We start from the raw sequence: 21057 nt of genomic DNA on the forward strand, positions 1-21057 counted from the left end.
GCGAAAACCAGACCATGTCCGATTTCAGTTCGCCCGAATTTCCCCACGCCCGCAAGGCTGCGGCGCATCGCGAGGGCGGAGCATCCGGCAGCGCCGCGGCGGGCCGTGAGAAATTGATTGACGGGAAGGCCTTCGCGTCGGCGCTGACGAAGGAGACTGCGGAACAGGTCCGCGCCTTCCATGCCGAGCACGGCGTCACCCCCGGACTGGCCGTGGTTCTGGTCGGCAACGATCCCGCCAGCGAAGTTTACGTGCGCAACAAGGCGCTGCAGACGCATCGCGCCGGTATGCGCTCATTCATGCACATGCTGCCGGAAACGACATCCGAGGCCGAGTTGCTGACGTTGGTTGACCGGTTGAATCGCGACCCCGAGATTCACGGCATACTCGTGCAGTTGCCTTTGCCTGCCGGAGTCGACGCCAGACGCGTGACCAATGCGATCGCGCCGGAGAAGGATGTAGACGGGCTAGGCGAGGTGAACGCCGGGCGGCTGGCGCTGGGACTGCCCGGACTGGTCCCCTGCACCCCTCTGGGCTGCATGATGCTGTTGAAATCCGCCGTCGGAGAGTTGCGTGGCCTGAACGCTGTTGTCGTCGGCGCTTCAAATCTGGTCGGCAAGCCCATGGCGTTGCTGTTGCTGAACGAGGGCTGCACGGTTTCCGTCGCCCATATCGATACGGTCGATCCGCAGGCGCTGGCGCGCACGGCGGACATTCTGGTCGTTGCGACCGGCCATCGCGCGCTCGTGACGAAAGACTGGGTGAAGCCCGGCGCGACTGTGATCGATGTCGGCATTACGCGCATTCCGACGGACTCCGGGAAGACGAAGCTTGTTGGCGACGTCGCGTTCGATGAGGTGGCGCCGATCGCAGGACGAATCACCCCCGTGCCGGGCGGCGTCGGGCCGATGACGATCGCGTGCCTGCTGCGTAATACGTTGACGGCGGCTAATATGTCCGTGACGCCTCACGAAGCTGATTGAACATTCCTTCTGAAATTTGGTTTCTCTCTGCGATGCAGGCTGCACTGATTACTGACAGGGCGTTTTGCAGACATGGCCATCCCTTAGCCTGGATTGCCAGGCTGGCTCAGACTGTGCGGCTGAATATCCATTCAACGGACAACACCTTTTGAGCTGAACTGAAGTTTCATCGAATCCTGGCGTCAAAGGACACGTCGACGCGCCATCAACGAAAAATCCAGTCTGGCGATAAATAATATTAAAGACACTATCCACAAATCGAAATGCCCGCACCACCGCAAGCGAAGGCGCCCGTTCAAAACCGGGATTTCCTCAACCCCTCTCGAGGCAAAGTCCGGCTACAAACTGCAGAACGTTCCACCCAACCGCCTCTTGCAATCGCGGAATTTTATCCTTCATATAAATCCAGCGCCAGTCGGAAGACTGGTTGCGGACGTTCTCAGGGCGGGGTGAAACTCCCCACCGGCGGTAAATCGTTCCGTGCGCAGGCACGGTCGAAAGCCCGCGAGCGCCCGCCGCTCTTGCGGCGGGGTCAAGCAGATCCGGTGTGAATCCGGAGCCGACGGTCATAGTCCGGATGAGAGAGAACGGTGGATCGAAGCGCGTGCTCCGCAGTGCGGGGGGCGTGCGCCCGTCCATATTCGCCCTGAGACGCCCGTGGTGTGTTGACCAGATGGCGGACGGGGATGACAGCGTTTCAGACCGGACAGCAGCGTGACGATACGGCGATTGCGGCGGGTTTCCGCGCAGCGATCGACGAAGCGCGCCGTTTTGTCGGCGCTACGGCGCCCAACCCGCCGGTCGGCTGCGCGCTGCTTGACCGTGACGGTGCGATCCTGACGGCGGCCGCGCATCATAAGGCGGGCACTTTTCACGCCGAGGCGCGCGCGCTGGCGCAGTGCGCCGAACTGGGGCTGACCGATCGTATCCACACGGCGGTCGTGACGCTCGAACCTTGCAACCATACAGGCCGCACCCCCCCGTGCTCCGAGGCGCTGCTCGTCACTCCGGTCAAGACCGTGTGGGTCGGTTGCGCCGACCCCAATCCGCGCGTGGCGGGCGGCGGCGGCGCACGGCTGACTGCGGCCGGGCGTACAGTGCGATGGTTGTCTGAAGCGACCACGCTGCCCGACCAGCGCGCATTGCTGGCGGAATGCCGGGGCCTGATCGCACCGTTCGTATATTGGGCGTCCAGCCGAAAGGCTTGGTTCACCGTGAAACAGGCCGTGGACGCCGGGGGTTCGATGATCCCGCCGACCGGTCGCACGACATTCACCTCCCCCGCCGCGCTCGACCTCGCCCACGCGTTGCGCCGCGCGACCGACGCCGTGGTCACCGGGATCGGCACCGTGCGCGCCGACCTGCCCGGACTCGACGTCCGCAGGGTCGCGGATCACGTAGAACGGCGCCGGATTCTGCTGGTCTGCGGACGCCGCGACAATGCTCCCGCCGCATGGCTGGAGCAGGCCGAACGACGCTTCGACGTGCGCTTCTGCGCCGCCGTCGAGGACGCTCCGGCCATGCTGGCCGAGGCGGGCGCGCTTTGGGCGCTTGTCGAGGCGGGGCCGACGCTCCTCGCCGCGATGCGCGCCGGAGACGTCTGGGACGACTGGTTGCGCATCGAACAACGTGCTGCGGGCGGCGAACGGCTGACGGTCGCAAGCCGACATCGCGACACGCCACTGGCGCTGTTCGCCGATCGCGGTCTCGATTTCGTCGAACCCACCAAGGCCGATCAGATTATCAAGAAAGAGGACGCCGCATGTTTTCCGGCATAATCGAGCATCTTGGCGGCGTAGCCGCCGTGCAGTCCGGCAACGCGTCGTGTCTGCTCGACATCGACACCGGCATCACGGACGTGGCGCTTGGCGAAAGCATCGCCGTGAACGGCGTGTGCCTGACCGCGACGGAGTACGACGCGAACGGCCGCGTGCGCTTCTTCGTCAGTTCCGAGACTCTGGCGCGCACCGCGCTGGGGCGGCTCTCCGAAGGAGGCCGGGTCAACCTTGAACGCGCAGTGACGCCGTCGACGAGGCTCTCGGGGCATATCGTGCAGGGCCATGTGGACGGCGTCGCACGACTGGTCTCGGTCGAGGACTCCGGAGACGCCCGACGGATCGTCTTCGCCGTCCCGTCCGCCCTGCGCCGTTACATGGTCGAGAAAGGCTCCGTCACGCTGGACGGCATCAGCCTGACGCTCAACGAGGTTGGCGCTCCCGGAGAAGGCGGCGCCGAAGCCGATACGTTTCATATCGCCCTGATGATCATCCCTCACACCTGGGACCACACCACTCTGGGCGCGCTTTCGTCGGGCGATCCGGTGAACGTCGAAGTGGACGTGATCGCGAAGTATGTGGAGACACTATGTCAATATCGCTGAATTCCGCGTCGCGTCCCGAAATGCCGGAGACGCTGGCGCGCGCGGTCGAGGCCATCCGGGCCGGTCGCATGGTCGTCATGGTCGATGACGAGGATCGCGAGAACGAGGGCGATCTGGTCATGGCCGCCGAGTTCATGACGCCTGAAGCCATGAACTTCATGGTCACGCACGGGCGCGGGCTGGTCTGCCTGCCGATGACGCCCGAGCGCGTCGCGCATCTCGACCTGCCGATGATGACGCGCGTCAACACGGCGCCACGCAGCACGGCGTTCACCGTGTCGATCGAGGCGCGAGAGGGCGTGACGACCGGCATCTCCGCGCATGACCGCTCCCGCACGGTGCTCGCCGCCGTAGCGCCTGACGCGCAGGCTGCGGACCTTGTCTCACCGGGACATATCTTTCCGCTGCGGGCGGCTCCCGGCGGCGTTCTGGAGCGTGACGGCCACACGGAAGGGTCGATCGATCTCGCCCGTCTCGCCGGATGCAGCCCCGCCGCCGTAATTTGCGAGATCATGAGCAAGGACGGCTCAATGGCCCGTCGTCCTGAGCTTGAGGACTACGCCGCCCTGCATGGGCTGGTGATCGTCTCCATCGCCGAACTGACCGCCTGGGTGCGCGAACACGGAACCACGCCGATCACCCCCAACGCCAGAACGTCGCTCGCTGCGGCGCTACGGCCGTCGCGGGCGGACGCTGTGACAGCCGAACTGGCTGAGGCGGCCCTGCCGAGCGCGTTCGGCGGAGAACAGCTGGTCATCCACGCCTTTCGCGACACGGACGGCACGGAGCACGTCGCGCTGGTGAAGGGCGATCCGTCCGCGCCGGGAACGGTGCCGCTGGTGCGGCTGCACTCCGAATGCGTGACCGGCGACGCGCTCGGTTCGCTGCGTTGCGACTGCGGTCCGCAACTGCGGGGCGCGCTGGAGGAGATCGGTCGGTCGGACTGCGGCGCACTGCTCTACATTCGCGGGCATGAAGGGCGCGGCATCGGTCTGGGCAACAAGGTCCGCGCTTACGCGCTGCAGGATCAGGGGCTGGATACCGTCGACGCCAACCACAAACTCGGTTTCGCGACGGACACGCGCGACTGGTCGGCGGCGGCGTCGATCCTGCGCGATCTTGGCGTCGACACGCTCGATCTGCTGACGAACAATCCGCAGAAGGTGACGGCGCTTGAAGAACGCGGCTTCACCGTGCGTCGGCGCATCGGGCTGGAGATCGCGGCGAACCCGTTCAACCGGGCTTATCTGGACGCCAAACGACGACGTCTGGGTCATGTGCTGCGCGCGGAATCGGTCGGCGCGGCAGACTGACCGTCCGCACAAGGCTGGACCCGTCTTCGTTCACAGGTCGGCGGCCAGCGCGTCGTCGTCCAGTCGCGGGGAACCTCACTCGGTCGACCATCAACGCCTGACCGAATGACGTCCCACCCGTTGCAAATGTCTTCATTCACACACGACAGGAAAAGTTATGAGCACGCGTTCTCCCGCCTCCGTCCCCAACCTGAACTTGTCCCCGGCGCCTCGCCTCGCGCTGGTGGTCAGCCGTTTCAACGAGGACGTGACGGGCGGCTTGCGCAACGGTGCGATCGAATGGCTCGGCGAGCACGGGATCACGGTCGCCGACGGTGATTTTTTTCCTGCGCCGGGCGCCTTCGAACTTCCGCTGCTGGCGCAGGCCCTCGTCCGGACCGGACGCTACGAGGGCGTGATCTGCCTCGGCTGCGTCATCAAGGGCGATACGGCGCATTTCGAGTTCATCAGCCTCGGAGCGACCGTCGGAATCATGCAGGCGTCACTCGCGACGGAAACTCCTGTCGCGTTCGGCGTTCTCACTACCTACACCGAGCAGCAGGCCGTCGACCGCTCCCGTGAAGATATCCATAACAAGGGGCGCGAAGCGGCCGCTGCGTGTGTGGAATCGATTGCACTGTTACGACAGATCGCCGGATAATCGGCATATCGAAAAGGATCGCCCCCCGGGTGGCGTCGATCCTGCGCCGGTATCCGCTGCTGGTTAAGGGGGGGAGGCCCGCCTGACGATGAGGCGCTTGACGGTCCTGGCCGGAATTCTTGGCGTCGGACTGACCGCGTGGATGCTGGCCCAGTTCGGGGCGGCCGCCACGTTGACCCTTGTCGCCGCCGGGGGCTGGGGCGTTCTCTTCGCGATCCTCTTCCATTCCGTTCAGGTCCTGCTTTCCGCCCACTCCTGGCGCGTCATCTCCGGGCGCCGGGGCGCGGGCGTTCCGCTGCGCGATTATGCCCTGCTCCGTTGCGTGCGGGAGGGTGTGAACAATCTGCTTCCCGTTGCGCAGATCGGGGGAGAGGTCGCATCAGCGCGCCTTCTTGGTCGTCGGGGTCTTGGGCTTCGTCACGCCGCGGCCGCCACCATCTGCGATTTGACCATCGAATTGCTAAGTCAGGTCGCTTTCACCGCCGTCGGCCTTCTGATCCTGTTTCTGCTCGTTAAACGCTCGACAATTACCGACGAATTGATGGAGAGCGGCGGTGTTGCGCTCCTGATCGGAGCCGCCCTGTTCGGCAGTCAGTGGTTCGGCGCGATTTCCGTCGTCGAGAGACTTCTGGTTCGGATCGCAGCGCATCTGGGCTGGAGCGGCGTCGACGGCATCCGTGGCCTGCACGACGAAATCATGTCTCTCTACCGCGCGCCCCGCCGGGCGATAATCGCCGGGTGCGCGCAATTCGCCGGATGGTCGCTGGGCGCGGTTGAGGTCTGCATCATCCTGCATTTTCTGGGCCATGACCGCTCTCTCGCCACAGGTTACGTGATTGAAAGCGTCGGGCAGATCGCAAAATCCGTCGCCTTCGCCGTTCCTGGAGGACTGGGCGTTTCGGAAGGCGGGTACGTGTTGGTCGGCGGCCTGTTCGGCCTGCCGCCGACAGTGTCGATCGCACTTTCGCTGATCAAGCGGTTACGCGAAATCGCCTGGGGCCTGCCTTCGCTCGCGGCATGGCAATATCTGGAACATCGCTGGCGTCCGGTGGGCGCCGCGCCACCTGTAAGCGCACGCGGCGGGTAAGGTTGAACCCATTCAGGTCGATCAGTCTTCGCATCTGGCTGGGCGGCCTGATTGATCATGTATTTTCGCAAAACCGCTTACCTGCAACGCGTGATCCCCGCGAAGGATGATGACAATACCGCCGACCGGCAGTCCCGTTTCACACAGCGCGCGCCAGAAGGCGAGCGGAACAGAGCACAACGCCTCAAGGCACAATACGACGTGACGTCGAACGCCGCATGCAGTCTGAAACTTGCGTAATGCAGAGCATTCTCCGCTACCGCCCAATTTTGCAACGCATCGGACCACCGTATAGTCCCGCCATCGCGCCGCATGGAGATTATCGCGTTGACCAGAGTCTCTCGTTCCCCGTCCTCATGTCTCACTTTTTCCGCTTCGCTGCTCGCGCTGCTCCTGTCGTCCACAGCTTTACCCGGATCACGGGCAGTCGCGGCGGAAGACAAGTCTGCGACGGCAAGCTTCTCCCACGCTCAGCCTGCGACGCCGCAGACGACCGACCGGCGCGAGAGCGCCGGAAGCGTCACGATCGGCGGTCAGAAAATCGACTACCGCGCCGTCGCTGGCACGCTGATTGTGCACCCTAAGGGGTGGGATGATTCGACATCAGTCGTTGAGAGCCGGCTTGGTCTTCATACGGACAACAAAGGCGACGGCAAGGCCGACGACGGCAATCCAGACGCCGCCGCGGCAATGTTTTACGTCGCCTATTTCAAAAAAGACGCCAAACCGGAAGGGCGACCGATCACGTTCGTCTATAACGGCGGCCCGGGCTCCGCGAGCGTATGGCTGCATATGGGCGCTTTTGGTCCGCGTCGTATCGTCACAATGAACGACGCCCACGACCCCGCCGCGCCATATCAACTGGTCAATAACGAGGCCAGCCTGCTCGACGTGACGGATCTTGTGTTCATTGACGCGCCTGGCACCGGGTTCGGACGCATTGCCGGCAAGGATCGCGAAAAGTCTTTTTGGGGCGTGGACGCCGATGGGCACGCATTCGCCAACTTTATCACCCAGTTCCTCGGCGAGTTCGGGCGTTACAACTCGCCGAAGTTCCTGTTTGGGGAAAGCTACGGCACGCTCCGTTCGGCCGTTCTGGTCAACGATTTGCAAAACGAGGACAATATCGACTTCAACGGAGTCATCCTTCTTTCTCAAATTCTCAGCTATGATAATGAAGGAGATGAACCAAAACTCAATCCCGGCAATGACCTTCCATACGTTCTGGCGTTACCAACCTACGCAGCAACCGCGTGGTACCACCATCGCCTGCCCGACAATCCTCCCGATCTCAAGGCTCTGCTCAAGGACGTCGAGCAATTCGCATCCAACGATTATCTGCTGGCGTTGCAGAAAGGCGCAGATCTGACTGCTGAGAGCAAGCGTGCCGTCGCCGAGAAGCTGCATACCTATACCGGCCTGCCGGTGGATTATCTTCTGCGGGCCGATTTGCGTGTCGATGTAGGAGAGTTTGAAAAAACGCTGCAGGAAAATGACGACACCACGACGGGACGCCTGGATTCCCGCTTCTCTGGCCCCACGATCAATCCGCTGAGCGAAGAGGCGGACTACGATCCGCAGTCCGCAGCGATCAGTTCCGCCTATATCTCCGCGTTCAACGATTACACACGTAAAACGCTCGGGTACGGAAACGGACAGGAATACAGAGGGGGCATAGACACCCATTGGGATTTCCGACACACGCCGCCCGGCGAAGGGCAGGCGTTTGACGGCTCCGCAAACGTGATGCCGGATCTCGCCTATGCGATGAAAACCAACCCAACTTTGAAAGTCATGTTGAACGCTGGGTATTTTGATCTTGCGACGCCATATTACGAAGGCGTTTATGAGATGAAGCATCTGCAGATTCCAAATCGTCTGCAATCGAACATCGAATATGCACGGTATGAGTCGGGGCACATGGTGTATGCGAATGAGACGGCGTTGAAGCAGTTGCACGAGAACGTGGCTTCTTTCATCACGCGATCCAGCAATGTGAACCCCGCCCACACAGAGTGACCAAATGGAGCTTCGTCCCGGCTCAACGTCCGGGGCGAAGCTTCACCATGGTCGTTTTTTCCTCTACTCACCTGTGAAAAGTGGCGCGCCACTAGGATGGCGCCGCGTCACTCTCGTTTCTGCCGCTGTTGCAACCGTGACTTTACTTATTGTGAAACGCCTCGAACGCGCGTTCCTGCTCGTGGAAGATATATACCGGCATAAATCCGACGATATTTTGAAAATGATCACTCACGAAGCGAAATCAGCAATATGGCCATTGACCCAGCGCAACGCCGCTACCTGATCTTCAAATCCGTAATTGACGAAATTCTCTGATTGCGTGCCGCCGCCCCTGAAAGAACGTGTGTCAAATGTTCCAAAACGGCCGAGACGATAGTTGAAACTGACGACGACAACGCCCTGCCGCGCAATCGGCGCTCCGGAGTAAACGGCAGGCGAGCTTCCTCCGTTCACGAACCCTCCTCCATAAATCCACACCATGACAGGCAGACCGGGCGATTTCGTTTTCGCAGCCAATACGGGCCGCCAGATATTGAGATAGAGGCAGTCCTCTGACACCGGTCCGCCCAGCGGCGCCGCGTCGCTGGGAAAGGGCTTCTGCATACAGTCCGCCCGAAAATGCGTCGCATCCAGGACTCCGACCCAGCGGGATGCAGGTTGTGGCGCTGCCCACCGCAACATCCCGATGGGGGGCTGAGCGAAAGGAATGCCCTTGAAGGCTTCGACTCCGCCCAGTTCCGTTCCCACGATTTCGCCCAATGCCGTCGAAATTTTCACATCGTGCATAGAAGGAGCTGCTTCGCGCGCAGGCGACGTCGAACGCGCAGTTCCATGCGAGAGCAGAAGCGCAAGGGCAAGCCAACCCGGGCCAGAGAATTTTTTTTATATCCGGGTTGCACTCACCTGCGTCTCCTGTCTGAATAATCACTTCCCAAAACATGCGGACGCTACGAGGATTGTTGTCATCAGACAACGTATGTCGGGCGATATTATCCTGGTCAGACGCAAGTCTGCGAGGCGCGTCCAAATCGCGTCGTTGCGTCAGATCCGACGCGGCGGAAACACGAGCGTCACAGCTTGTATTCGGCGGTCACGAAGATCGTGCGGGGATCTGCGAACGCCGCCGCGTAGTTCACGGGCGAGTAAGCCCCATGCGACGCTGAACCGAGCGTATATGACAAGGTCTGCGGATACCTGCGGTCGAGAATATTGCGGACCTGCCCGGTGATGGTCCATCGTCTGTCGTCGCTTGTCCATGTCGCGATGGCGTTGAAATATGTCTGCGGCGACAGTCTTGTCTGCGCGTTTTCATTCCCGTCGAGATAGAGCGAAGACTGCCATGAAACGTCGGCGCCGATGCTGAACCGGCCCGGCGCACGGCGCAACGGCACACGATAGAAGACGGACGCGTTCATCTGCCAACGTGGAGAATATGGAAGCCGTGCGCCCGAATGCGGCGCGTTATTGTATGCACCTCCGTCGGCCAGTTTCAGGGGAGCCGTGGAGACGCCGTCGAAATGGTCCAACTGCGCATAGAGATAGGACGCCGTGTAGTGCATATCCCAGTTCGATCCGATATGCGCAGTGGCCTCCATCTCCGCGCCTGCGGAGTGCCCTTTGCCCGCATTAAATCTGTGTGAGAGCGCAGTCGTCGCGTCATAAGTCGTCATCTGGATGTTATTAAAATTATTCCAGAACAGGGCGCCGTTTACTTCCAGAATATGGGCGAGCGGACTGGTCTTCGCGCCAATTTCGAACGTCGTCACCAGCTCCGGCTTATAAGGCAGCAAAGCCTGCGCCATATTGGCTGCGCCGGGCGTCTGTGCGCGATAATCGTATCCGCCCGATTTGCTTCCCTGCGAGATCGATACGTAGGGCATGACACTTGGCGTGATCTGCCAGGTCAAAGCGCCTTTCGGCAGCAATTGCGTCCAGTCGGCATGGGCTGCGGCGTGCCCCGGCCATGCCGAAGCGCCCGGGGCGCCGGAGTAAAGAGCGCCTGTGACGCCCGGCCAGCCCACGGAATGATTGCCGCCAGCTACGAGGTAGTTCAGGTCTTCCGCATTCGAATGAGATTCATGATTGAATCGCAACCCCACCGTCGCTGTCAAAGTCGGCGTAATTTTGTATTCCGCCTGCCCATATAAAGCCCAGATACGTGTCAACTGATCGATTTTGGCATATACTGGCGTGTAGCTCTGAAGAGAGGCGGCCTGTGAATCCGGGTACCATGCCCCGTTCGTATTGTTCGCCCGCCGTGCAGTATACCAGTCTTCGTACATGAAATACGCACCAACGGTGAAGGAGAGCCGTCCATAATCACCGTGCAGATTTAAATCCTCGGAATACGCGCGGTCTTTATAATAAAGAAGTTGCGACCGCTGAATGTATTTCGTCCCGTAGTTGTCATAATATCCTGTGTCGTCATACCCCCGAACGGCCGTCGTCGAATGCAGCTGCAGGTGAGAGTTGACGACATAGTTGACGTTTCCTGTAAATCCGACCTGACTGTAATTATTTTTAGGATAAATCGAAGAATATAAGCCATGGGTGTAGCCATTCAGCAGATTGCCATACCCCCGGTTGGTCGAGCCATCCACCGTTCCGTCGAACGCGAGCGTAATGTCCCAGCGATCGTTCGGCGTGAAGCGCAATTTTCCACGCGCCTGCGTGTAATCAATATTATTCTCGGTCTGGTTGAGCGTGTAGTTGCGATCAAAGCCGTCACGGCCGTGACGATCGAAGGCGAGGCTGGCGTAAACACGATCCTTCACGAGCGCGCCGCTCGCCAGAAACGCGGCCCTGTATTCATTATATGATCCATATCCAACCAGCGCGCGAAACTGCCTTGTATTTCCTGGCGCAACGGTGTTGATGCGCACTGCGCCGCCTTCGGCCTGGTGCCCTGCAGTAAAGCCGACCGGCCCACGGTCGATCTGCACGTTATCCACATCCAGCAATTCCTGCATCGTACCTATAGTCCGCGGCAGATAAACGCCGTCGATATAGGTGCCGACTGACGGCTCTCCTTGCGGGTCAAGTTCTCCAATGCCACGAATGAAATAGTTGGTGGCCGAAAACCCCACTGTCGCACGCGGTTCGTACAAATTTGGCGTCAAGTTCGCCAGTTGTCGCACATCCGTCACCCCAAGTTGGCGCAGACGCTCTCCTGTCAGCAAAGAGATAGACGCTGGAGTGCGTTGCAACGCGGCATGCAGACGCGCGCCGTGCGTCTGTCCGGTAACTGCAATGCTTTCGGCCTTCCCCACGGACGCTCGGGGCGCCGGATGGCGAACTTGCGCCGCATCGCGGGATTTATGCGCCCCCACAGATCGAGACTGCGATACGTCGGAAGACGCCGCCAAAGCCGTTGAGGATGTAAAGGCTGACACCAGCAGCATCAGGCGATGGCCGTTTTTCAGGGCGCGTGAAGAATTAACACAAGCTAGCGTCATATCATGTCATTCCGAAGCAACGAGAACAACACAATTAATATCTATATTTTTTCCAAAATATACAATTTCTATATTGATTTATTTAAAGTAATTTCATTGCAAAATCAAATACAACAACATAAATTGAATAAATTTCAATACAATTCATATTTAATATTATAACTATTCATGTTGTTTTTGAAAATCTGCCATTCGCTCGCCTCATGTATCCGCCACACCCATGGCCCGTGCGAATACGAACGGAATTTATGCCCGAACGGGCGCAAGGAAAACTGCAGATGTTTCACAAGTCATAAATTAAAAGATCAGGACCACGGGATGATTTTCTATAAATCTCAGTAATTTAATTATCTATCGGAAATTCGTTTGCAGCATTACGTCAACTCGACTTACATTATTTCCAACATACGAAAATCTGCGGCCGCCCCAACAGACTCGCTTGCGCAGGGAATGTGCGGGTCATCTATAAGATATAATTGTCCAAAAAACATTTTCTTTATGAGAAAATTTTCCCAATACCTTCATTTATTCCAAGAAGGGCATACTGCTTTCAAATTTCAATAGACAAAAACGATCAATCTGGAGCTTGGCATAACAATTGCCTCACTCCAGACATGAACACCCGACGCGCATCACCCTTTTAAAACACGGAATCCGTGTGTCCCGTCACGCTCAAGCTGCGCAATCAAACCAAATTCCCAGTCAAGATAAGCCTGCATCGCCTTTGCAGAGTTATCGGCTCCCTCATAAGGACGTTTGTAGATATCGTTCGGTTCAGACAGCGCAGCTTCCGGCGTCAACCCCACCTCGATCGGCTGCTTCGCCGCAAGCCATGCGTTCAGCCCCCCCTCCAGAACCTCTACGTCAAAACCCTGGGCCTCAAATTCCGGCGCCGCCAGACGTGCGGCAAGGCCATCCGGAGACGTCAGGACAATCTTGCGAGCACCTATTTTTCCGAAAATGTCTTCGACATCACTACGAATCGCAAAATGCGATCCTGGAATGTGTTTTTTTCGAAATTCTGGACTCGTGGCGAGATCAATTACAAACGGGGCCACACGTTCGGACAAATCTTTCACCGAGACGAAGCGCACATCCGGCAGCGGACCAGCGAGCGGCGCCTGCTCGACACCGCTCTCGCGCGGCAGATCGGACCAGTCCGTCAGAACATAAACCTCATTCCAGCCGAGCTGCCGCAACCAGTGCCCCGTCATGCGGGCGCGCACGCCGTCATCGTCGGTCAGAACGATCGTTCCATGTCGCACGCCGACCCATTCATCCGTGGCCTGCACCAGCTGGCCGCCAGGCGCCGACCGAAAACCTGCGAGATGGGACGCCTCGTATTCTTCCGGAGAGCGAACGTCGAGCCGGTACAGCGTACGCGCTGTGTCCGCCGCCAATTCGGCGACGCCTGCGGCGTCGATCAACCGCACCCCTGCTCGCTCCGCCAGAGAAATCGCCCCCTGCAACGCGGCTTCCCGGTCATCTTCCAGCACGTCGCCAGCCCGCTTTGTCTCTCCATGCGCGAGCTGTAATCCCTCAAGCGTCCAGCCAATCGTTCCGTTGCGCAGCGCGAAGACAGGATTGGGAATACCTGCGTTGATCAGCGATTGCGCGCCGATAATGGAGCGCGTGCGCCCCGCGCAGTTCACGACAACGGTCGTCTGCGGCGATGGCGCCAGACCACGAACGCGCAACGCCAGTTCCGCGCCAGGCACTGAACGGCCGCTCGGGATGGACATGGTCGTATATTCGCTGAACCGACGCGCATCGAGCACCACGAGGTCATCCCCCCGCTCGAGGCGTTCATACAGTTCCCGCGCAGGCAACGACGGCGTGCCGCGCTCGTGCTCGACCAGTTCGCCGAAAGATTTGGATGGCACATTGACGTCGATGAAAATTTCGCCGCCCGAATTGCGCCACCCCTCCAGACCACCAGCAAGCGCCGAGACATTCGTGTAGCCCAGCCGCCGGAAAATCGGCAACGCCTTCGCAACGCGCCCTTCCCCGTCGTCATAAATCACGATGGGCGCGTCGCGACGCGGAGCGAGCCCCGCAAGCCGCTCTTCAATACGCCCGAGCGGCAGGTTCACCGCGAACAGGGGATGCGCGGCGGCGAACGGGCCTTCCTCCCGCAAATCAAACAGCGCAATCTCCTCGCCGTCGCGAAGTTTTTCGCGAACCACCGTTGAAGACACATGCGGAGAGGAAAATGCGTTCATGGATCAGGCCGCTTTCGCGTTGAGGGATCGATCCCAGAGATTGGGCGTAACGCCGCTTGAGTAACCAGAGATGAACGGACGTTCCTCGCCGGTCTCGATATCGTAAACCGCGCGCGAAACGCCGCCAATATTGCCGCCGTAGACGTGGATGGACACGGACGCCCTGTCCTCCAGCGCGTTCGCTACGACATGATAGTCATTGACGTCCGGCTCCAGGGACGCAACCTCGCCCTCTTCAAGAAAACTCACGTCTACGCGTTCAAAGCCGCCATCAGAATTCCGCCGGAATTGCGTTTCGCTCTCCCGTCCCCGCAGCATTCCGATCAATCCCCAGACCCGGTGATCGTGCAATGGCGTCGTCTGGCCGGGCCCCCACACGAAGCTGACGACCGAAAACCGCTCGAGAGGGTCGCAGTGCAGAAGATACTGACTGTATCGCTCAGGATTTGGAACCGCGAAGACGTCCGGCAGCCAGTCGTCCTTGCTGACCAGTGTCCGCAAAAGGGAAGCCCCCTCCTGCTGCACAGCCGAAGGAGAGAGACCTCGCTCGAACAGCGCGGTGAAACGGGTAACGAACTCCCGCAAGGGAACAATGCTGCTCATCGAATATCAGTCCAAAAGATCCGGCTCCTGTGCGACTATCCAGTCCCACAGAGGTTGGAAAGAATAGTAACCGCCCTGATGCGTGCCGACCTGACTGGCCGTCAGCTTCGCGATGTCGGGCGCAATAGGCTTAAGCGGACCTGCCGCCTGCGCAAGCAATTGCGTCTGCGCGGCGTTGTCCATGGTGATGAACCACCATGCGGCGGCCTCTACGGTCGGACCTACGGTAAGCAGCCCGTGATTCTGCAGGATCAACGCCTTGCGGTCGCCGAGAGTCTGCGCAAGCCGCTCCCCCTCGCTGTCCTCCAGCACCACGCCGCTGAACGGGTCGAAAACGACGTGATCTTCGTAAAAGGCGCAGGAGTCCTGCGTAATGGGCAGCAGTTCCGTTCCCAGCGCGGAAAACGCCTTTCCATAGGTCGAATGTGTATGCGCCGCCGCGATCACGTCGGGACGCGCCCGGTGCAACGCAGAATGAATGGTGAAACCTGCGGTGTTGATCGGCCTGTCGCCGATCAGAATGGCGCCGTCATGATCGACGAGTTGCAGATCCGAAACCTTGATCTGGGAAAAATGCACAGCGAGCGGATTGATCCAGTATTGATCGGGAAATTCCGGATCGCGCGCGGTAACATGCCCGGCCAGACCCTGATCGAAGCCGTAGCGGGCAAAAAGCCGAAACGTCGCGGCAAGGCGCTGCTTGCGGTGAAGTCTTTCCTCCGCGAAAGACGCTGCGGGCCGACGTGGCTCCAGTTTTCGGGCGCGGGCCTGCTGATCATTATGGCGGAGCGGGGCTGCGATGACGTTCATTGGACGTGACCCTTTTGCTTACCGGTTCGATTGACGCGACGATGGACGACCGCGCGGCCCACCCGATCAAGGCGCCGCAGCACAGAAAATTTCTTACGCAGCCTCACGCCCCGCGCCAGAGCGCGCGTCCTCCGCCGCGATCAAACGTCGGGCGAGAGGAATAAGATCCCGTCCGTAGACATAGGCGTCCTGCAACGGATCGAAGCCCCGGATCAGAATGTTGGTCACGCCCAGACGATAGTAGTCGAGCAGAGCGTCCGCCACCTGTTCCGCGGTGCCGACCAGCGACGTGGAATTGCCCCGTGCGCCGGTCAGCGCCGCCAGCCCCGTCCACAACCGCTTGTCCAGCCGCGCCCCCTGCGCCGCAGCCGCGAGCAGACGCCGCGACCCCTCGTTGGGCACAACCGATGGGCGGGCGTAGCCGGTTTGCTCCTGCAAGCCGCGCGCCGTCTCCAGAATATGCTCGGCCTTCGCCCAGGCCGCCTCCTCCGTCTCGGCAAGAATGGGACGGAGGGACAGCGAGAACCTGACCGTGCGGCCATGCTGCGCCGCAGACGCCTTCACGCGCGCGATCGTCTCACGCACCTGGTCGTATGTCTCGCCCCAGAGCGCGTAAATATCAGCGTGCTTGCCGGCGACCGCAATCGCCTCCTCTGAAGAGCCGCCAAAAAAGACGGGAATGGATGAGCCGTTCTGGGGGCGGATAGCCGAATGAGCGCCACGCACCTTGTAATACTTTCCATCATAGTCGAAGGGCGCATCGCTGCTCCATTCACGGCGCACGATGTCGAGGTATTCGCTCGTCCGGGCGTAACGCTCAGCCTTCGTCAGATGGTCGCCGTCCGCCTGCAACTCCCGATCGTCGCCGCCCGTGATGATATGCACGGAAGCGCGGCCGCCGCTGATAGCGTCCAGCGTGGCGAACTGCCGCGCCGCAAGCGTCGGCGCAGTGAAACCCGGTCGATGGGCGACCATCAGACCGAGCCGACGAGTCACGTTGGCGACATGCTGGGAGATCAGGATGCTTTCCGGGGAATTCGAATGGAAGGCGACCAGAACCCGGTCAAACCCCCCGTTCTCATGGATTTTCGCGGCCGCCTCGACATGGTCGAGATTCACCACCGGCCCTTCCGCCGGGATAATCTCCGAATGGTTGCGGCCGTTGACGAAGCCAATGAAATCAACGGGCATGACGCGCTCCTGATGACTATTTCACTAAAAAAAGTGCCGTTGGCGCTTAATCTACCGTTTTTTTCGTAATTAATGCCATCAAAAAAACTCAAATCCACCATCAAGATTCGCTCAATAATCCCTTCTCCTGCCGGGACCCCGGACGGCGGTCTGGCCGATTACAGGGACGCAATCGCTGTTTTTCGACGACGCGGCTTTAATTCACTGGCCACGACGCCCGCCACGATGAACGCCGCGCCCAGAATGGCGAGCGGGGGCAGATGCTCGCCTGCGATCCACCCAACGAGGCCAGCCCATACGGGCTCTCCGGCGTAAATGATGGTCGCCCGCGCGGGCGAAACCGCCCTCTGCGCCCAGTTCATGGTCAACTGGATGAGCGCGCTCGCCATGCCCAGCCCTACCGCAGCGGACAGCCACACCCATGAGAATGACGGCGCAGACTCTCCAGCGATGGGCATGACGACGAATGACAGGACGCCGACCGTCAGAAGCTGCACGACGGTCACACGAACGCTGTCCACTTTCGATGCGAAACGTCCGATCAGAATGATTTCCGCCGCGATTGCGCAGGCCGAAGCGAAGGTCGCGATTTCTCCGCGCCCAAGCCCGACGGACATCGCCCCCGGCCCGGTCAGACACAGCAACCCCGTAAACGCAAATCCGATGCCGACCCACGTCATCAGCTTCGGGCGCCGCTTCATCACCGCCCATTGCAGCAGCGGCGTAATCGGCACGTACAGCGCCGTCAGAAATGCGGAAATACCACCGTCGAGCGTCTCCAATCCGTACGTCTGAAGACTGTATCCCAGAAAAATCGAAACGCCGATCAAGGCCCCCGCGCCTATTTCCTTCACGGTCACGGCGCGCATCGTTCGGAGAAACAGGAGCAGACTCAATCCTCCCGCGATGCTGAACCGGAGTCCGACGAAGAACAACGGCCCGCAATGTTGCATCGCCGTGTGCACGATCAGAAAGGTCGCGCCCCACAGGACCGTAATGCCCAGCAACGCCATTTCTTCAGGGGAAAAGAACGTTTTGCGAGCGATTAAGGCGGACATGACGCTAGATCTCTTCGGTCTGTTTCAGGAACGTCGCCTCTGAAGCACGCCGGGAGATAGCCGTCTATGTGAATGGGGCCGATGAAGGGCCTGAAGACACGATTGCATGACTTGCGGATGCGACTGCTCATCCAATCATGAGCAGATCGGCTGCCAGCTTTCAGCCAGCGAACAGCCTCCACCTCACGCACGGAAGACTCGGCCTGCTCAAGCAGCGTGATTTCGACAAACGCCAATAGCGAAAACGGATCGCAATCGGCAATTCACGACCGATCCAGAACAATATCAGACTAAAATACACACTGCATTCACAGCATTAATGGCAATAATGACGATATATATAAATAATTTATTTATAAATTTAAGTTAAAATTATACGACAATTAATTATTACAATACCCATCCAATGCGCCAGCCCGGAAGGAGCCACACCAGGGCCGTCAAGCATCAGGGTATGAAATCAACACAATATGTCAAACAGTGACAAACTATGACACTGTTTCATGATTGAGACTTGTGGCATTCCGTGCCGGACGCCTTTGCGCCACGGAGAGTTTGTTCATGAGTTCCAGACGATGTCACGCCATTCCAAAGATCGTTCTGCTTGGCGCCGCATCTGTGGCGGCGTCATTCGGCGCATGTGTGACGACGCCCAATGCGTTCGCAGAAACGTCGCCCGTCGTTGCGGTCAACCGCGAGGTCGGCCTGTCGATCACCGGGAATTATGATGCGCTCGCTGGAACAGCTGGCCTGAACACCGCGATCACGTCGCCCTACTACCCACAATACGACTGGAGCGACCGGACCTCTTCGCGCGCGCACCTAACAAGCTGGCGGCCAGGCTTTCGGGCCGATGCTCAATACATGTTCGATATCGGGCGGGTCAGAAACCTCTACGCCGCAGGCATATTCAACCTTGGTAGTGGGGATATGTCGGCGCAACAGGATTATGTCTGGACAAATGTAGACGGCGGCAGACGTTCGGCGAGCGGAGCGCGTTATCGAGACAACTTTACGCATAATACGATCAATGTCACCGGCGAGATCGGAAAGGGATTTCAACTCGCCCATAACAGGCTGATGCTTACCCCTGTATTTCAGGGTGGATACACAGCGGGCGGCGGAAACTCGTTCACGAGTCTGGGCCTTGGGTATGTTGGACTTGCCCTGCATGCGGATTATGCCCTCACGAAGCGACTGGTCATCCGAGGGCGCGCCGGGTGGGCGGAATATCTCGATGCGGGGAGCGCTGATCTGGTCTATGGCTCCAACGGAGCCCGACCGGAGTGGAGCGGGGACGTCGCACTTGATTACCGGATGACGCGTCGGCTCCACCTGACCGGCGGGGTAAGATACGCGTACATGGATTATGGACACACCCACTCTTCCGATATCTGGAGGAAAGCCAGCGGCCCGGAAATTTTTACGGCTAATTTCTATGGAGAGGACGCAAAGTTCACCTCAGCGTCGCGCGCCGGGACACGCTCGAACGCTGTCCAACTGCGCCTGGGGCTTGCTTACCAGCTCTAGCCCCGAGTCACCTTTCAAACAGAAGCGCCGCTCCCCTACTCACCGACTGCGCGCCAGTATCACGACGCGCCGAACGCTCCCGCAACGTCAGGATCGTCTGCATCTAAGGACGATCGGGCGCCTTCCGGTCCCAGACCAGCCAGCAGATCGCCATACATCCGCTGGTCAGGGCGAAAACCGCCAGCGACGCCGCGATCACGACCGGAAATCCCAAGACTGTCCCATGAACAAGGCCAACAACGGGAATAAGGGCCAACGTCGCGACGGCGGGGATTCCCAACCCGACGCCAAGACGGGCGGCGGCGCTCAAACCCCCGCCTCCCGCGCGTAAAGTTCAGGCCAGACCGGGCCGACGGCGCGTTCAATCGTCTCCCCCGCCATCAGGCAGAGATCTTCGCGGAAACGGTCTGCGATGATCTGCACGCCCGTGGGCAAGCCGTCGACGACACCGGTGGGAATCGACAGCGCAGGCAGGCCGAACAGCGCGGCTGGCAGCAACGGCGCCTGATCGCGCAGCGTCGCGACGCAATCTTCTTGCGAGCGCACGTCGAGATCGACGGGAAACGGCGGCGCAAAAGACACGGGAGTCAGCAGGACGTCATAGGCGTTGAGGAAGAGCGACCACTCGCGCGCCAACGTGAACCGACGGGCGAAACACGCCGCCCAGGCCTCCCGGTCCAACGTTTTCGTCACGCCAACCGAATAGGCGAGCGTGCGCCGCAAAGCCTCGTCCCCCAGTTCGCTCATTTTCTCGAAAGCGGCGCCGCTGAGATCGTTGAAAACCAGCGCAGCCCACAGAGCGGCGGAGTCATCGAAGTGCGGCGGCGCGGCGTCTTCGATGACGTATCCATCCTCGGCAAGCGCGGCGGCCGCGCGATCCAGAGCGACGAGCGACGCCGGATTCGTAGAGCCGGGATCGGTCCCGCGAAATACGGCGACCCGCTTGCCCGAACGAAAAGACCCGGCGTGATCCAGAGGAGCAGGCACATAACCGGGGTCGCGCGGGTCGGGGCGCGCCATGGCGCGCAGCGCCAGACCCAGATCCGCGACGCAGCGCGCCAGAGGCCCCTGCACGGACATCATCTGGCTGGTCAGGCTGCGTTCGACAGTCGAAGAAGGGTTATACGCGGCTACACGACCAGCCGACGGCCGCAATCCTGCAACCCCGCAGCAATAGGCCGGATATCGTATCGACCCGCCGTAATCGTTGCCGTGTCCGATCGCCCCCATGCCCGTCGCCACCGCGACCCCCGCCCCTCCGCTTGATCCGCCGGGCGTCACGGCCGGGCTCCACGGGTTGACGGTCCGGCCATGCAACGCGTTGTCGGTGAACCAGCGCATTGAGAAGGCTGGCGTGTTCGTCCTCCCGATCACGATAGCGCCTGCCGCCTTCAATGACGCGACCTGTGGCGAGTCCTCTTTCGCAATGGCGTCCCGCAGGGCGACGACGCCGTTGGTGGTGGCGTAGCCCTTCTGGTCCACGTTCACCTTGATGGTGATCGGCACGCCATGCAGCGGGCCGACCTCCGCGCCCGAACGCGCGGCCCGGTCTGCTTCGTCCGCCTGCCGGATGGCGTCCTCCGCCATGAACTGCACGACGGCGTTGAGGCGCGGATTGAGACTTTCGACGCGCGAGAGGGCCGCCTGAACGCATTCGCGAGCCGAAACCTCGCCCGTGCGGATAGCTTCGGCCATGCGGGTCGCGGGCCATAAAAACAGCGGCGTCGTCATCAGAAGGATCCTCTGCGATGGCGTGATGCGGC

17 protein-coding genes and 1 riboswitch are annotated in these 21057 nt (G+C 60.3%); of the genes, 8 read left to right on the forward strand and 9 right to left on the reverse strand.

Annotated features, from left to right (window positions below; genetic code table 11):
- Positions 1-14: 14 nt before the first annotated feature.
- The 7 genes from folD to G442_RS0103865 all read left to right on the forward strand — a co-directional run bounded on the left by folD (position 15) and on the right by G442_RS0103865 (position 8422).
- A complete protein-coding gene (gene folD, locus G442_RS0103825) occupies positions 15-983 on the forward strand; it encodes a bifunctional methylenetetrahydrofolate dehydrogenase/methenyltetrahydrofolate cyclohydrolase FolD (RefSeq protein WP_026396907.1) in 969 nt (322 codons plus the stop codon).
- A 431-nt stretch (positions 984-1414) separates the two neighbouring features.
- Positions 1415-1576, forward strand: a riboswitch (FMN riboswitch).
- Positions 1577-1669: 93 nt separating this feature from the next.
- Positions 1670-2761, forward strand: coding sequence for a bifunctional diaminohydroxyphosphoribosylaminopyrimidine deaminase/5-amino-6-(5-phosphoribosylamino)uracil reductase RibD (locus G442_RS20805; protein ID WP_051291898.1), 1092 nt, complete (start codon positions 1670-1672; stop codon positions 2759-2761).
- On the forward strand, positions 2746-3363 hold the full coding sequence (locus G442_RS0103840; protein WP_026396909.1) for a riboflavin synthase: 618 nt from the start codon (positions 2746-2748) through the stop codon (positions 3361-3363). Before G442_RS20805 ends, G442_RS0103840 begins: the two co-directional genes overlap by 16 nt.
- A gap of 20 nt (positions 3364-3383) precedes the next feature.
- A complete protein-coding gene (locus tag G442_RS0103845; RefSeq protein WP_026396910.1) occupies positions 3384-4676 on the forward strand; it encodes a bifunctional 3,4-dihydroxy-2-butanone-4-phosphate synthase/GTP cyclohydrolase II in 1293 nt (430 codons plus the stop codon).
- 157 nt (positions 4677-4833) lie between these two features.
- Complete coding sequence (gene ribH, locus G442_RS0103850; protein WP_026396911.1) at positions 4834-5316, forward strand: 6,7-dimethyl-8-ribityllumazine synthase; 483 nt, start codon at positions 4834-4836, stop codon at positions 5314-5316.
- An 88-nt stretch (positions 5317-5404) separates the two neighbouring features.
- Positions 5405-6403: a lysylphosphatidylglycerol synthase domain-containing protein gene (locus tag G442_RS0103855; RefSeq protein ID WP_026396912.1), complete on the forward strand. Its 999-nt coding sequence runs from the start codon at positions 5405-5407 to the stop codon at positions 6401-6403.
- Positions 6404-6730: 327 nt separating this feature from the next.
- On the forward strand, positions 6731-8422 hold the full coding sequence (locus G442_RS0103865) for a S10 family peptidase (RefSeq protein ID WP_246789316.1): 1692 nt from the start codon (positions 6731-6733) through the stop codon (positions 8420-8422).
- A 231-nt stretch (positions 8423-8653) separates the two neighbouring features.
- Here G442_RS0103865 and G442_RS20810 read toward each other — a convergent pair whose 3' ends face one another.
- The 7 genes from G442_RS20810 to G442_RS0103900 all read right to left on the reverse strand — a co-directional run bounded on the left by G442_RS20810 (position 8654) and on the right by G442_RS0103900 (position 17764).
- The gene (locus tag G442_RS20810) at positions 8654-9211 is read right to left on the reverse strand and encodes a carboxylesterase family protein (RefSeq protein WP_026396915.1); all 558 of its coding nucleotides are present in this window, start codon (positions 9209-9211) and stop codon (positions 8654-8656) included.
- A 284-nt stretch (positions 9212-9495) separates the two neighbouring features.
- Complete coding sequence (locus G442_RS20815) at positions 9496-11880, reverse strand: TonB-dependent receptor (protein ID WP_084440349.1); 2385 nt, start codon at positions 11878-11880, stop codon at positions 9496-9498.
- Positions 11881-12512: 632 nt separating this feature from the next.
- Positions 12513-14102 carry a rhodanese-like domain-containing protein gene (locus G442_RS0103880; protein WP_084440350.1) on the reverse strand — a complete coding sequence of 530 codons (1590 nt, stop codon included), beginning with the start codon at positions 14100-14102 and terminating at the stop codon, positions 12513-12515.
- A gap of 3 nt (positions 14103-14105) precedes the next feature.
- The gene (locus tag G442_RS0103885) at positions 14106-14705 is read right to left on the reverse strand and encodes a cysteine dioxygenase family protein (RefSeq protein WP_026396917.1); all 600 of its coding nucleotides are present in this window, start codon (positions 14703-14705) and stop codon (positions 14106-14108) included.
- Between the two features lie 6 nt (positions 14706-14711).
- Positions 14712-15515, reverse strand: coding sequence for a class II aldolase/adducin family protein (locus G442_RS0103890; protein WP_026396918.1), 804 nt, complete (start codon positions 15513-15515; stop codon positions 14712-14714).
- A gap of 93 nt (positions 15516-15608) precedes the next feature.
- Complete coding sequence (locus G442_RS0103895; protein WP_026396919.1) at positions 15609-16706, reverse strand: LLM class flavin-dependent oxidoreductase; 1098 nt, start codon at positions 16704-16706, stop codon at positions 15609-15611.
- 158 nt (positions 16707-16864) lie between these two features.
- Positions 16865-17764 carry a DMT family transporter gene (locus G442_RS0103900; RefSeq protein ID WP_026396920.1) on the reverse strand — a complete coding sequence of 300 codons (900 nt, stop codon included), beginning with the start codon at positions 17762-17764 and terminating at the stop codon, positions 16865-16867.
- A 561-nt stretch (positions 17765-18325) separates the two neighbouring features.
- Between G442_RS0103900 and G442_RS20820 the strand changes: the two genes are divergently transcribed.
- On the forward strand, positions 18326-19294 hold the full coding sequence (locus G442_RS20820; protein WP_051291900.1) for a hypothetical protein: 969 nt from the start codon (positions 18326-18328) through the stop codon (positions 19292-19294).
- A gap of 103 nt (positions 19295-19397) precedes the next feature.
- Here the strand turns inward: G442_RS20820 and G442_RS0103910 are convergent, their stop codons facing one another.
- Together G442_RS0103910 and G442_RS0103915 are read right to left on the reverse strand one after the other, a co-directional pair.
- Positions 19398-19604: a DUF3311 domain-containing protein gene (locus G442_RS0103910; RefSeq protein WP_026396921.1), complete on the reverse strand. Its 207-nt coding sequence runs from the start codon at positions 19602-19604 to the stop codon at positions 19398-19400.
- Positions 19601-21025, reverse strand: coding sequence for an amidase (locus G442_RS0103915; RefSeq protein WP_026396922.1), 1425 nt, complete (start codon positions 21023-21025; stop codon positions 19601-19603). Before G442_RS0103915 ends, G442_RS0103910 begins: the two co-directional genes overlap by 4 nt.
- Between the last annotated feature and the right edge of the window lie 32 nt (positions 21026-21057).

The sequence above is a fragment of the Acetobacter nitrogenifigens DSM 23921 = NBRC 105050 genome (genome assembly GCF_000429165.1).
Taxonomy (GTDB): domain Bacteria; phylum Pseudomonadota; class Alphaproteobacteria; order Acetobacterales; family Acetobacteraceae; genus Acetobacter; species Acetobacter nitrogenifigens.